This window comes from Acinetobacter sp. YH18001, from assembly GCF_013416975.1.
GTDB lineage: Bacteria > Pseudomonadota > Gammaproteobacteria > Pseudomonadales > Moraxellaceae > Acinetobacter > Acinetobacter pseudolwoffii.
Genome location: NZ_VPEU01000053.1, coordinates 1 through 13823, shown reverse-complemented (window position 1 = coordinate 13823; position 13823 = coordinate 1). Strand labels below are relative to the sequence as shown.

17 protein-coding genes and 2 pseudogenes are annotated in these 13823 nt (G+C 41.1%); 2 read left to right on the top strand and 17 right to left on the bottom strand.

Annotated elements, in window-relative coordinates:
- Both FTV48_RS15130 and FTV48_RS12740 read right to left on the bottom strand, forming a co-directional pair.
- The coding region (locus FTV48_RS15130; protein ID WP_180000572.1) for an Ig-like domain-containing protein at window positions 1–1960 on the bottom strand (1960 nt) is incomplete at its 3' end.
- Between the two features lie 503 nt (window positions 1961–2463).
- Window positions 2464–3111 carry an HAD-IA family hydrolase gene (locus FTV48_RS12740; protein ID WP_180000570.1) on the bottom strand — a complete coding sequence of 216 codons (648 nt, stop codon included), beginning with the start codon at window positions 3109–3111 and terminating at the stop codon, window positions 2464–2466.
- A 98-nt stretch (window positions 3112–3209) separates the two neighbouring features.
- On the opposite strand from FTV48_RS12740, the gene FTV48_RS12735 reads away from it, so the two are divergent.
- A complete protein-coding gene (locus FTV48_RS12735) occupies window positions 3210–3977 on the top strand; it encodes a hydroxymethylpyrimidine/phosphomethylpyrimidine kinase (protein WP_100357951.1) in 768 nt (255 codons plus the stop codon).
- Window positions 3978–4051: 74 nt separating this feature from the next.
- Here FTV48_RS12735 and FTV48_RS12730 read toward each other — a convergent pair whose 3' ends face one another.
- The 15 genes and pseudogenes from FTV48_RS12730 to FTV48_RS15220 form a co-directional block, all read right to left on the bottom strand.
- Window positions 4052–5107 carry a DUF1176 domain-containing protein gene (locus FTV48_RS12730; protein WP_180000568.1) on the bottom strand — a complete coding sequence of 352 codons (1056 nt, stop codon included), beginning with the start codon at window positions 5105–5107 and terminating at the stop codon, window positions 4052–4054.
- Window positions 5108–5229: 122 nt separating this feature from the next.
- A complete protein-coding gene (locus tag FTV48_RS12725; protein WP_227523645.1) occupies window positions 5230–5439 on the bottom strand; it encodes a hypothetical protein in 210 nt (69 codons plus the stop codon).
- A gap of 50 nt (window positions 5440–5489) precedes the next feature.
- Window positions 5490–5930, bottom strand: coding sequence for a nuclear transport factor 2 family protein (locus FTV48_RS12720; protein ID WP_180000566.1), 441 nt, complete (start codon window positions 5928–5930; stop codon window positions 5490–5492).
- A 486-nt stretch (window positions 5931–6416) separates the two neighbouring features.
- On the bottom strand, window positions 6417–6782 hold the full coding sequence (locus FTV48_RS12715; protein WP_005097963.1) for a 5-carboxymethyl-2-hydroxymuconate Delta-isomerase: 366 nt from the start codon (window positions 6780–6782) through the stop codon (window positions 6417–6419).
- 124 nt (window positions 6783–6906) lie between these two features.
- Window positions 6907–7245 (bottom strand): zinc ribbon domain-containing protein YjdM, encoded by a 339-nt coding sequence (locus tag FTV48_RS12710; protein WP_005097964.1) that lies wholly within the window; start codon window positions 7243–7245, stop codon window positions 6907–6909.
- A gap of 122 nt (window positions 7246–7367) precedes the next feature.
- Complete coding sequence (locus tag FTV48_RS12705; protein WP_180000564.1) at window positions 7368–7814, bottom strand: SRPBCC domain-containing protein; 447 nt, start codon at window positions 7812–7814, stop codon at window positions 7368–7370.
- A 234-nt stretch (window positions 7815–8048) separates the two neighbouring features.
- Window positions 8049–8438: a ribonuclease E inhibitor RraB gene (locus FTV48_RS12700; protein ID WP_005097967.1), complete on the bottom strand. Its 390-nt coding sequence runs from the start codon at window positions 8436–8438 to the stop codon at window positions 8049–8051.
- Between the two features lie 259 nt (window positions 8439–8697).
- A complete protein-coding gene (locus FTV48_RS12695; protein ID WP_180000562.1) occupies window positions 8698–9630 on the bottom strand; it encodes a DUF4041 domain-containing protein in 933 nt (310 codons plus the stop codon).
- A gap of 584 nt (window positions 9631–10214) precedes the next feature.
- A complete protein-coding gene (locus FTV48_RS12690; protein ID WP_100535368.1) occupies window positions 10215–10880 on the bottom strand; it encodes a pseudouridine synthase in 666 nt (221 codons plus the stop codon).
- Window positions 10881–10963: 83 nt separating this feature from the next.
- Window positions 10964–11677, bottom strand: coding sequence for an SIMPL domain-containing protein (locus FTV48_RS12685; protein WP_159138662.1), 714 nt, complete (start codon window positions 11675–11677; stop codon window positions 10964–10966).
- A 96-nt stretch (window positions 11678–11773) separates the two neighbouring features.
- Window positions 11774–12022: a DUF6868 family protein gene (locus tag FTV48_RS12680; protein WP_180000560.1), complete on the bottom strand. Its 249-nt coding sequence runs from the start codon at window positions 12020–12022 to the stop codon at window positions 11774–11776.
- A 532-nt stretch (window positions 12023–12554) separates the two neighbouring features.
- Complete coding sequence (locus FTV48_RS12675) at window positions 12555–12818, bottom strand: hypothetical protein (protein ID WP_004281730.1); 264 nt, start codon at window positions 12816–12818, stop codon at window positions 12555–12557.
- 113 nt (window positions 12819–12931) lie between these two features.
- Window positions 12932–13153 (bottom strand): hypothetical protein, encoded by a 222-nt coding sequence (locus tag FTV48_RS12670; protein ID WP_005104128.1) that lies wholly within the window; start codon window positions 13151–13153, stop codon window positions 12932–12934.
- A gap of 164 nt (window positions 13154–13317) precedes the next feature.
- Window positions 13318–13461 (bottom strand): zinc ribbon-containing protein, encoded by a 144-nt coding sequence (locus FTV48_RS12665; protein WP_004645925.1) that lies wholly within the window; start codon window positions 13459–13461, stop codon window positions 13318–13320.
- A 108-nt stretch (window positions 13462–13569) separates the two neighbouring features.
- Window positions 13570–13683: pseudogene (locus tag FTV48_RS15220) on the bottom strand (SEC-C metal-binding domain-containing protein); the annotation flags it as partial.
- Between the two features lie 12 nt (window positions 13684–13695).
- Between FTV48_RS15220 and FTV48_RS12655 the strand changes: the two are divergent.
- Window positions 13696–13823 (top strand): annotated as a pseudogene (locus FTV48_RS12655) (4-(cytidine 5'-diphospho)-2-C-methyl-D-erythritol kinase); the annotation flags it as partial.

Genomic DNA, 13823 nt, shown 5'->3' with positions numbered 1-13823 from the left:
CAATTGCATCCACCGCTGCTTGTGCATCTGCTTTCGCTTGTTGTGCATCGGCAAGGGCTTGAGTTAAGTCATCAACTTCTGCTTGGGTCACAGCATCATCTGCAAGGGCATCTGTAAGCGCTTGATCCGCTGCTGTATATGCTGCTTCAGCCGCTGCTACCAGGTCTTCGACCGTAGTAAGGTCTGAATCGCTGTCAGAATCAGAGTCGCTGTCTGAATCTGAGTCGCTGTCTGAATCCGAATCACTGTCAGAGTCCGAATCGCTGTCGCTGTCCGAATCAGAATCGCTGTCAGAGTCCGAATCGCTGTCTGAATCAGAGTCACTATCGCTATCAGAATCCGAGTCGCTGTCAGAGTCAGAGTCACTATCAGAGTCTGAATCGCTGTCTGAGTCGCTATCGCTGTCTGAGTCGCTATCGCTGTCTGAGTCCGAGTCGCTGTCCGAATCCGAATCGCTGTCTGAGTCTGAATCGCTATCCGAGTCTGAGTCGCTGTCCGAGTCAGAATCGCTGTCTGAGTCCGAATCGCTATCTGAATCCGAATCGCTATCTGAATCAGAGTCGCTGTCCGAGTCTGAATCGCTGTCTGAATCAGAGTCGCTGTCCGAGTCTGAATCGCTGTCTGAATCAGAGTCGCTGTCCGAGTCTGAATCGCTGTCAGAGTCGCTATCGCTATCAGAATCCGAGTCACTGTCAGAGTCCGAGTCACTGTCCGAATCCGAGTCACTGTCAGAGTCCGAATCGCTGTCAGAATCCGAGTCGCTGTCCGAATCAGAATCGCTGTCAGAGTCCGAATCGCTGTCTGAATCAGAATCACTGTCAGAGTCCGAATCGCTGTCCGAATCCGAATCGCTGTCAGAGTCCGAGTCACTGTCCGAATCCGAGTCACTGTCAGAGTCACTATCGCTATCGCTGTCTGAATCAGAATCACTGTCAGAGTCCGAGTCGCTATCGCTGTCCGAATCCGAATCCGAATCCGAATCCGAATCACTGTCTGAGTCTGAATCACCGAAATCTACAATATAATTTGTGGAGTCTGATTCATTACCAGCAGCGTCAGTAGCTATCACATCAATTTCATCACCATCAGCTAACGGTCTGACTAAAATGACTTTGAAATTACCATTTCCATCAGTTTGCACACTACCAATTTCGTTGCCATCAGCATCTTTGATAGTCACTGTAGAGTTCGGTTCTGCTTGACCTGTAACTTCTAAGCCGTTTTGACTTACGACAATACCTATTGGTGCATCTGGTGCTACTCCATCTACCACAGCAACGGCTTCTTCAGAAACATTTCCTGCAGGATCAGTTACGATGACTTTAACTTCATCACCATCTTCCAGACCGGGATTGTCTACTGACCAGTTACCATCTACACCAACTTCAACTTCTGTTTTCGAGCCATCCGGGAACGTTACTTCAACCTTCGCACCTGGCTCAGCCTTGCCTGTAATTGGATCAGTCGCATTGATCGGATTAATAATTGCCGCATCTGGTGCTGTTGTATCTTTAGTATTTTTACTACCAGAGTCATCTTGTACTGCCGCAATTGCTACTCCTAGGCCTGCTGCAAGTCCCGCGCCAATTAACCAAGGTGAAATAGCAGCACCCGCTACTGTCTCACCTGCTAAGGGAGCGATATTACTTAAAGAAATATAATTTACACTGTCTAAAACAGCACCTGTAGCATCCGTAAATTGTGCCCAGATCAATTCTCCTTCATTTTCAAAAAGAATTTGGCTGGTTTCAATTGGATAATTAAAATAATTTTCTAGTGTTATGGTTTCACCATTTTTAAGGGTGATAACTGCTGCATTACCTTGACGAGAAATACTTGCCACTTCATCTATATTAAGATTTATCTTAACAATAGAACTTTGATTAAGACTCACAACACTATTATTAGTACTTTGAATCACCCCACCGCTTTCTGAAGATATTATTTCAATATTTATCATATTATATTTCCTACTCTTATTAAGAAAGTAATTTCCAAAAACAACCAAAATTACATAGCATTAAATTGAGCAGTTGATAATTGCAAAAAATTACCTGAAATTATTTTAGGAAAAGAACTCTATAGATTAATAGTTTATAATTTTATAAAATAACATTAAATATCTGTATTAAAAGAAAATAATATTTAAAACCCCTACTAAAAGTAAGAAATAAAATGTAACAAAAATTAAAATAAATCTATAATCACATGATTATTATAGTAATTATTTTTATAATTATAATATTCGTATTGATTTTGTAAAATATAAATATATATGTAAACAATTGTTAGATTATGTAAAAAAAATAAATTTATAAATTATATTAAATATTAATATATACCAATATTTAAATTTAAAATATTATTTACCTATATATAATTATTAACAAATTCAATTAAAAAACCTCTCAAAAAATAATTTTTTAAGGGGTTTAAAATAAATTTAACCACAAAAATAAATATTTATTTTAAAAAATCTAACAAATCATCAAAGTTTTCTATTTTATATTCAGGTTGTGCACGTTGTAATTCATCTGCACTGCCATAGCCATATGTAACTGCAATAGATTTGATTCCATTGCGGCGTGCACCCAAAATATCGTATTCACGGTCACCGACCATGATGCAGCCTTCGGCCTTTAAATGTTGCTGTTCTAAAATATACTGAATCAGCTCACCTTTATTGGTTCTGTCACCATTGAGTTCGCTGCCATAAATTTCAGTAAAATACTGAGCCAGATCAAAATGCTCTAAAATCTGTTTGGCATAAACCGTCGGTTTTGCCGTAGCGACAAACAAACAATAACCACGGCGTTTCAGTTCTGCCAACGTTTCTGCCACACCCTCGAAAACGTGATTTTCATATAGGCCTTTCACTGCAAAACGTTCGCGATAAGCCATCAACGCCTGCTCAGCCAGAATATGATCTGTCTCGATATTTAAAAGTTTGGCCAGCGAGGCTTTTAAGGGAGGACCGATAATCCAGTCGATATTGATCTCATCGCTAATCGGATGACCCACCTTTTCCAGACCGTAACGCGCAGACGTGGTGATCCCCACTTTAGGATCAGTTAATGTCCCATCCAAATCAATTAAAATATTCTTAATCACAGCCCATCCCCTCTCATCAGCACCGATATAAATTAATATCGAGAGTTCATTCAAATTTGCCTATACTAATGTAATTTTAGTGAATGAAGGACATCATTTTGCGCCCTACCGTACTTTGCTTTTCCGGTTTAGACCCTTCAGGTGGAGCCGGTCTTCAGGCAGATATTGAAGCCATTGGTCAAAGTGGTGCACATGCAGCAATTGCCTGCACAGCCCTCACCATTCAAAATTCACAGCAGGTTTTTGGTTTTGAAGCGACATCTAAAGAGCTGCTGCTGGCTCAGGCCAATGCCGTGGTGAATGACCTGCCAATTCGCTGTATTAAATCTGGCATGTTAGGCACCACAGAGAATATCGCAGCACTGGCCGAGTTTTTGACTGCACATTCGGACTATCTGTATGTACTCGATCCGGTTCTGGTGGCAAATAGTGGCGGTTCATTGGGCAATCAGGCGACACTGGTCAAAGCATTTACCCAACTAATTCCATTGGCTACCCTTCTAACTCCGAATACGGTTGAACTGCGTGCTTTAACAGGTGAAGAAGACCTACAGCTGGCCACTCAAAAACTATTTGATATGGGTGCACAAGCAGTTCTGGTTAAAGGCGGTCATGAAGATACGCCGGATTATATTCAGAACAGTCTGTATATCGCGGGCAAGTTGATTAATGAGACCCGCTGTCCACGTCTGGAGGGTGAATATCATGGTTCGGGTTGTTCACTGGCCAGCTTTATCGCCGGGCGTCTGGCCATGGGTGATCAACTCAAAACGGCGGTACAGCATGCAGAAACCTGGTTGTTTGGGGTATTAAAAATTGCCGACATCCCTGTTCCGAATGGTCAGAGAATTCCAAAGCGCTTCTAAGATAATATTTTTTTAAATTCAAAAGCCTGAATGATTCAGGCTTTTTTTATCACTTCTATTTTTCGAGGGTATTTCTATTTACCCTGAATGACTGTGCTTACATAGGTCGGCAAATCCCAGGCACCGCCAGCAAAGCCCTTGCATTGTACGGTCAGGCTACTGAAACTTTTGACAAATGTTTTACCATCCCATGCCCATTCGTCCTGACTCAGACAATCACCCAAACCACGTACTTTATGCCCGGAAAATATCTGGCCTTGGCTAAAGGTTTCTCCGGAGGTGGTCACCAGTTGTCTCGGTTGCTTGTTTTGATCTATCAGCCAAAAACCGCTGCCCATATTATAGGCTCCACGCCAGCAAGGGATCTGAATCAGCTGATTTTGAGCATTGATGGGATAAATCATCATGACATCATCCGGCATAAAATGTTGGCTAAACAGCAAATCGCATTGATCTTCGTTAGTGCTCGCTTGCAGTTTCCGAATCATCTGCTGACTCGCCGCCGTATTCAGTTTCACTTGAGTGATCTTGCCTGACTGATATTTGGGTATCACAATTTGCGGGATCGCTGCGGCTTTGAGTACCGCTTGACTGGATTTTTTCCCAGGCTTGATCAAGGCTGAGGGCGTAGAGAGGCGGCGCTGAAATTCATCCATCTTCAGCAAAACGGCACTGGCTCCGGCTGTCGACAAAGTCCAGCGTGATTGTGCATTCTTAAATATCACTGGATCCGTGCCTTGAACTGCTTTTAATAAGGCTTGTGTTTGTGTACGACTCAGTTGACCTATCCCTTGCTGATCTAAACGAATAACACCATAGGGCTTGCCCGCGATTTGTAACTGAAGCTGAGCTGTCGATGCTGCAGCTTGCAGGGGTAAAATTTGGACTTTTGCTTGTACCGCACTGGTCGTTCCTGCTGCGCGTGTTAATAAAACCGAAACTGGTCGATCAATCTCCTGATCCGACTGATAACCAGAAGCGCGGCAGGTACCGGTATTGTCGCAGGCCATTTCCCAATCTTTATGTGAAAAATGCAGCCCCTGAATAGCAGCAAGACTTAATGAGCTGATACTGGCCAGACCAAATGCGACACTCATTATTTTGATGCTGTATCTCCATTGTTGTTTCATCATTTAGTCCTTATTTAAAATGCTTGCCGAGGTGGCTGACTGCATCTCTTTACCATTCAGCAAAATCAGCACCATGAACAAAAACACAATCCCGATCATGGCCAGTGGATTCAGAATTGTATTCAGCTAATCCAGTGCGGCTTCTTCACTCGAAGGTTCCAGCCGACCACTTTGACATTCTGCACATTTGGATTCCTCGCTTCCTGCTTCGGGGTATCGATCGAATTTTCTAGCCTGTCAAAGGTCTGAATTGCACCGTCCCACATCCCGGCTCCCTGACGATAGTCTTTGAGTATATTCAGTTTTTGCTGAATGGTGTCCTGATAAAGCATGCCTGTAATCATTTACCAAGATATTGCACTTAATTTTTTAAGCTTATGACTTAACTGACGCTTTTGATCCTGCGCATCTTACGGGTTTCTAGCTGTACCGGTACTGAGGTATGTTGATGCAACAATTGCCATCGTCCCTGCTGCTTGCTGAGACACATACTGACCCGGCACCAACCCAACTGGAAAATTGGCTCAATTACCGCATAATTCACCCGAACATAGCCATCGACCAAGGCTAAATCAGTGCTCACATGAATATTGACATCTTGACGCTCTATCCGGATTCCTTCAGGGATAAAAGGCCGATATTGCAACCAGAGTGCCTGATAGGCATCTATGCCTTTTATTTCAGTACTGACATCGACCAGACGGATATCTGGCCGGCATAATTGAATAATATCCTGGATCTCCAGACTGCATATGGCATGGTCCCATTGCTGAAGAAATGCCACGACTTCCTGACTCAGTTGTTCATCCCCAAAAACCTGCATAAAGTCCCCCTCAATCAGGTATTCAGACCTGAAATCGGAATTAAAATTGTCCCAAATTTCTGGTCTTTTGCTTTTCTTATTTTGATTATGCTCAAGCACTATAATTGCTTGGCTATCCCCTTTGTGTTATTCACTGCAATTCATCTGAATATTATTTAAAATATTATTTTGATTTCAATCTTTAAGTTAGGTCCAAAACTTCATGCAATCTGCATAGACATGCCACATTACAGCCCTATCAATCTTTATTTTTATTTAAATCAGGAATAGAGAGTTATCTGAACCCACTTTAAGACTTCTGCGGTATTATTGTAAATGACCAAAAATGTCATTTATAAAAAAATATGTTTATATTTTAATAAGATGAAATGAATTTAGGAATAGTATTCATGTTCGGTCGTCTGATTTATTTTAGACTGAGCAATTGTAAAGAGTTTAAATACAACTCTTAAGCTGTCGCGATGCCACACAGCTAAAAGCCAGAATTTAAATCGTGACTTTGCTATAGGTCTGCTTTGGCATTTCAATAATTTCGACACAGAGCTGAATTTTTAATTCGGGCTGTGGAGCAATAGATTGCTGCATCACCTCAAGCACCAATGCAGAAATCGCCTGACGCACTTCGACACTACGTCCACTCAATAGTGAGACTTTGGCATGTGCATAGGCCTGATCTGTCTGTGGACTCAGTCCAATCACATAATCCTGCTGCATAATTGCACGACTTTTTAAATCATCGGGATCGGTGACATAGCCTGCATTGAACAATGCCTGATGCATGGCCAGCAAGAGCGGCTGAGTCTGGAGCAGATGTTGAAGATTGTCAGAATATTCCAGATGCAGATGTGGCATACGAGTGATCTCGAATCAAAAACGTGAGGATTGGGACTATATAAAAAATAAACGCTGAATTTTAGCAATGAGACGATTTATCCACCGTCTCATGTCCAGTTAAAATTCTAGTCTGATGCCAGATTTAAGCTTTCTTGACATATTCAGATTTTAACTTCATCGGGCCCATTCCCTCGATTTTACAATCGATATCATGCCCATCGGCAGCATCCGGCAATAGGCGGATACTTTTGACTTTGGTACCCACTTTCACCACTGAAGATGAACCTTTGATTTTCAGGTCTTTAATCACCGTCACGCTATCGCCGTCCGCCAGCACATTGCCATGAGCATCCTTAATGATCACTTGTTCTTCAGTAATTTCGCCTTCTTTCCACTCATGTGCACATTCAGGGCAGATCAGTAGATCGCCATCTGCATAGGTATATTCAGATTGGCATTTTGGACAGTTTGGCAGACCCATAAGAACCTCGAAAAAGAGAAAAATTAAATAAATGAAACAAATAAGATCACAGTATAGCATCTTTGCAGAGATGCGCTTTTGAACAGGAGTTTCGTTGAAGGCCAGCTCATAATCATCAAGCATTAATTATCCGGGATATGCGGATTCACCAGCAAGGAAAGTAGCTGGAATGATTCCTGCCAACTTAAGTGACATACCGCAGGCGGCACTAAATCGGGATAGCCGACCTGAATAATATGCAGGCCTGTACCGACTGAAACCTTTTCAAAGATCACAGTGACTTTTATTTCACCTTGCAGATCTGGTGTCGAAAACTGATCGGTATAACGCAGTAACTGATTGGGAATCACCTCATGATAAATTCCATGAAAATGGTGCTGGGTACCGGTGGAAAAATTGGTAAAGGTGGTTTTATAGCTGCCGCCGGGTTTGACTTCCGCATGTTCTACCTTGGCAATAAAACCATGTGGTGCCAACCATTTTGCCAGGGCATCCGGATGAACAAAAGCACGATACACCCGCTCCGGAGGTGCACTAAACACTCGATGCATTTTTAGGGTGTAACTCATTTTGTCTTGTCCCTTATTGTTATTATATATTTTTATTGAGGGATATTGCCCTTCTCTTGTATAAACTGACCAGACCAAGCTGAGCATCCATAGAACTGATTTTACGCAATCCTCAATCTGGTATATATAATGACTATGTATCTGTATTAAAGTCCTGACATTCCGATATAACTAAATATAAAGGATAAAAAAACCCGGCAGCACCGGGGTTTTTTTATTTAAATACAGGCACAATCAGCTATTACGTAGACTGCTTTCTTCTTCATCCAGCTCATCATCATAGACATAGGCCATGCAGCCCCAACCATCATATTCACCCTGAAATTCTGCAGCGATTTTGCTGAACCACTGTTCCAGATCCACAATATCCTCGTAGGTTGGTTCCATATAGACATAAATCGTGATAATCCATTCCAGGGTCGCGCTTTCTTCATCCTGAAACAGGCTGATTTTTTGTTCTTCCTTTAAGAGATACAAGGCACAACGATCTGCCTGCTCTTCATCACTAAACACCAGCGAAAATTCGATTTCATGTGCTTCTTGCAGGTCGTCGCCATCCTGATGCATTTGCCACAGTACATTGCCATTTTCATCGTCAGGGAATTGATTGTAATCACGTGACATAGAAGTATCCTTATTATGATGCTGTTTTATTCTGCATCTAAGATTAGCTGATTTTTAGACAATTATCGAGATCCGGACAAAAAATATTATCTTTTAACCATAAATAAACATATGATTTTTATAAATATAAAAATTATCTGTCAAATGGGTATTTCTTAAATATTTACAGCCTATCACGTCCGGGAATATCGATCTTTCGCTAAAACCCTATTCGTTATCAGCTACCATCAAGACTTAGTGCGCTTGATGCCTATCAAAACTATACGGTCTCTGGATGCCGGCCTTCTTGCTTCATGTGCACAACCAGCGCAGCAAACTTTAATTCCTCTAAACGTAAATCCAGATAGGATGACTGAATCGTGGCCTGACTCAGTTGCTGTCCGGTATAATTCAGCAGGACATAATCATCCCTTAAGGCTTGCAACATCTGTCCCAAATTTTCTCTGTTTAATTGAGCAAGATATAAATCTGCCTTGCTATTAAAGGCCAAACTAAAGATTTCAATGATACTTCTACGGCGGCTGTCATCGATATAATTACAACTGGCGATCTGCTGTGTTGCTATGGCCTGCTGAATTTTTTCACGTACATCGAGCAGATGCCGAGCCGCATCCATTTCACTATATCCTGCGATCAGCTGTTGTAAAAGTTGCGGTACTGGCAGACATAAACCGTAATGCTTGGCCTGGATTTTATGTTCCAGGGCATTCACTACGTCCTCTAAGTGCTGCTGTTGCTTGGCCTGTTGATAATAACCCGCTAAACTTTTTCTGGCCTGCTGTTTAACTTCGACTAAGGCTTTCGCTTGAAACTGGGCGAGATAGTCTTTCACGCTTTCAATATAAGCCTTGAGATCATCAATCATGATCGAAGCATCCAGCTTGGTTACTTCAACAAAGTTTTCGACCTGCAAGGTCCGGTTGATAATATATTGCTCGATATCGCAGATATCCTGATATTTTTTAAATTTATTCAGTGCAATAGTTAAACCGCCATGCTGTACCCGCAATTGGGTCATATCATAATTCAATTCATCGACCTGAGTTTCATAATCTGCCAATTTGCCGCGCGAATGATCCAGGTTTTCCTGTAAAGACCGAATATTGTGGCGTAATGAAGCCTGTATCTTCAAGCTCCAGAGCAATGCACATAATAAAATACTCGCGAGAACGAAAAAAGCCATACTGAGCATTGTTCTGTCCTTTAACCCCGGGCATTGCCCTAAAACATCAAATTAAAAATTTATTATAAAGTACCGGTTGATTTTGCATCACTTCGGCCAGATAATCAAAGCCATTAATCGCCACTAAGTCGTTCATTCATTTTATTTTTCTATAATTTTTTATGTGCAAGTCATACATCATGAATTGATTTGCAGCTTAAATCAAAACGATCCTGAAACAGCTAACGGTATTTTTTATATCAAAGGATATAATTTAAAAGTTTAAAATTAATGACAGTAAAATTAAAAAACCAATAGAAATAAAGATATCAAGCTTATAAAAGCAGATAAAGACAATAAAAATTCCTAAACTCATCATCAAGATATGCAGCGAGCATTCACCGGTATGTTCTACATCGACAGAAGATTGGGCAATGCATAAGTATTAGATTTCAAATAAAAAACATGAAAAACCATTAATTTTCAGAGCATTGACTGAAATAAATTCTCACAATTTTTAATTTAAGCGGTTCAGTTTAAGGGCAAATACCATTTTGAATGATTACACAAAATAGAACTAATTTGACTGGATACCATCGTTTTTATGATCCAAATCAAAACGGGACTACGACTTCAATTTCAACCGGAACACCACTCAGCGGCTGGCTAAAAGCCAGATAATTGGCATGCAAAGCCATACGATTTAAAGGACTGCGCTGTGGTTCTGGATGATAGATTTTATCGCCAGTAATGGGATGACCCAGATACAGCATATGTACTCGCAACTGATGAGAACGGCCTGTGATGGGCGTGAGTAAAACCCGACTAATGTCTTGCTGGGGCAAATATTCTATTGCCCGATATAAGGTTTTGGCAGTTTTGCCCAGTTCATAATGCACCATCTGACGCGGACGGTTTTCCCAGTCGGTCATCAAAGGCACTTCGACGCTGCCCTGACCTTCAAGTTTGCCTTGTACCAGTGCGACATAATTTTTATGCACGGTACGTGCCTGAAACATTTTACTCACCGCCACTTCTGCATCACGGTGTTTGGCAAACATCAAAATACCTGAAGTGGCCATATCCAGACGATGGGTAATTTTAGCCTGCGGATACTGGTCCAGAACCCGCAAATAAGCACTGTCATGATGTTCAGCTAAACGCCCGGGAACCGACAATAATCCGGCAGGCTTTTCAATCACCACCAGATCATCATCTTCATAAACAATATGTAACGGCTCTTGCGGTGGGCAATAGACAAAGTCGGGGTTGATGGGCATTTTAGGAATACAGCATCTGGAACAATGCGCGCAAAATAACAAGCTGTATTTAGCCTGTCAATCACCGCGCATAGCCAGATAAATTAATCTGCCAGATAATAATCCACCGTCGAGACCACACGGACTTTTTTCAAATAGGGGGTATTGCTGTCGCGATCTTCGATACTAAACATGCCCTGATTGGCGGACTTGATTTTCCCCAGACTGCTTTTTGAATCTGCGGCAAATTTTTCTGCCACACTGCGGGCATTTTCGGTGGCTTGTTCAATCATCGCCGGCTTAATGTCATTCAACTTAGTAAATAAATATTCGGTTCTTTGTCCGGAATCATCTCCAGCAAAGGCAATGCCTTTTCGACCCAAAGCCATCAGACGGCTTTGTGCCTTGCGTACTGCATCGATATTGTGGGTATAGACGGTAATGGTCTGACTGGCAGTATAGCGCAGTGCGACATTGGCATCACCGCCGTATTGCTGGGCGTATTTATCGGTAATACTCGGTGAAGCACTGGTGATCTCTTCGGCACTAAAACCTTCATTTTTTAGAAAGGTCTGAATTTCCTGGGTATTGTTTTGCATGGTATCGTACAACTGGGCCAGATCCTGGCTGCCTGCGTTAAAACGGATCGGCCAGACTGCTACATCAGCTTTGACTTCGCGTTCCGACAAACCTTTGACCGACACAATACGTTCATACTGTTTGATTTTTAAGGCGCTATTGCCCAGAATCCATCCTGAAATTATCATCCCCAAAGCAATCAGGACACCCAAGATCAGTGCCGGTTTAAATTGATTCATCTGTTTCAACTCCTTTAAAATTCTGTTTTAGTTTTTATACACCCTACTGATCCAAAGCTATTTTTCTGTCATTCAAGATTCAGTTCAGCATAGCGCTTAACTTTGCTTGATTAAATAGATTGCAATTAAAGGCGCCAGGTTAAACAGCAAAATCCCAATTTTATACAATGCCATACCTGAATAATGAATCACATCGAAGCTGGCTTCAGATAGCCGGAACCATTTTCCATGCAATTGTTTCATCCAGTTTCGGGCAAATACAAAAACCGTGAACCAGAGCATGAGAATAGTGTAATTGATGATCAAGGAAAATAGCAGAAAACGACACCAAATATCGAGATTCATCATAATTCCCCACTGGGCGCAGCTGATGCTTTAAAAATAACAGATTTGATCTGGGAGAATGAGAACTGATTTGTATCATGCTTGAATTGAATCTTGGTTTAAGCTTTTGATTTATTGTTATTTTAATGATTTATCATATTTGCACTGCTGGAGAATTTTTTAGGGTGTTGGGAAAACGTCTAATGGTTTACTTCAACTATCAATCTTTGTAAGACTTGATCTTATAGCCTATAAACTTGTGGTCTATAGCGTCCTAAGCCGGATCGAGACCTTTTGGGTTCGTACTGCACTCGCGTTTTGCGCCGCTCACAGCATGCTACTCTTTCCGATCCCATCACACCCTTGAAAGCTATATTAGGCAAAGATGGACGGGATTAATTTCCTATGTTTTTTTAATTTCGACTAAATCTGAAAATTTATTTCATCATTTATATCAATATAGAGAAATAAATTCCATTTCTTATTTTTTACGCTTTTTTATTCGATAAAATTAGAGTTTATTGCAATTTATATTCAGGACATAATTACTGTTTTATTGAAAGAATGTTCCCTGAATCCATTGCGCACTAAACCACCAGGCACTGATCGCGGACATCCCGCACAGAAGATTGGCCAAGACCTTGTTGAGTCTGGTCAGCTCAGAACTATAAATTTTCAGGTTAAGTAGATAGGCGATCACAGCGTAAAACGAGCCAATCGCGCCCCCAAAAAGAATCAAGATGAGCGGCCATGCTGAATAGAAATGGGCTTTTTTATCTAATTTTCCTGACTCTGGTGCGTGCTGTTGAATATCCATAAGTGATAGCCCTCTTTTTAATATATGCACTTGCACTATTTCTAGGCAGATATTTCGCTGTTATTAAATATTTGCCTTCTAGGACTTTGATTGAAGCAAGAAGCAGACCAATTTTAGTGTACAAAGAGCTGACGGGTATGCTGGTTAATATAGGCATTTAGCCCATCGCCATATCGGGCAAGCTGTTTCATGTTCTCGACATGCTGATAACCGGCACTACTATAGCTGTAAGTATAGACTTTCGAGGTTTTCTTAAATTGCACACGAATAAACTCGTTACCAATCTCGTAATTGGCGACACCTGAGTCGTGATTAAGATCAAGATAATGTTGCAATTCGGCAGCCTTAAATACGGTGAATCTAGGCTTTTAGATGGAGATGATTTGGTTAATTTTCAATCAAATTTAAATCATAAATAGCGAAGTTTAAATAGCAAAAAGCCCTATCGAGTAATAGGGCTTTCATTCAAAACAGAGGGTAACTGTTTGAGTTGTTTTGCTTAGGCATTCTTATTGTTAAATTGATTGCCTTGGCATTTGGTACACGGTGGTAAACGATCAGTACCAATTTCTAAGTAGGTGCGGTGTCCGCATTGAACACAAAAATAGAAGCCTGTTCCGGGTTTTTCGCCAGCAGTAACCATCTTTGTTCTCCATGGTTTTAGAAATGGTCTGTCTAGTATAACCCTCTGGTGATGAATGTCTATTGTCCATTTTTGTAAATGATGATGTCGTTTGGGCTAACCCAAATTTTATGAAATTTGGGTTCTGACAAATTCCTGTAATGATTCCTTTACCTTGATATCTCCATGTAAATAACAACATTTTTTATATTTTTTACCTGATAAACAAGTACATGGATCATTAGGCTTAACTTTTTGGCTCGATCCTTATATCCTGAAGTCGATGAAGCGATGCAATATCTCGACCAGTTCGGTATTGCAAAACTTACAGGTACAGGTGCTTGTGTGTTTATTGAAGTCACTGAAAATCTGAATATCGAAGA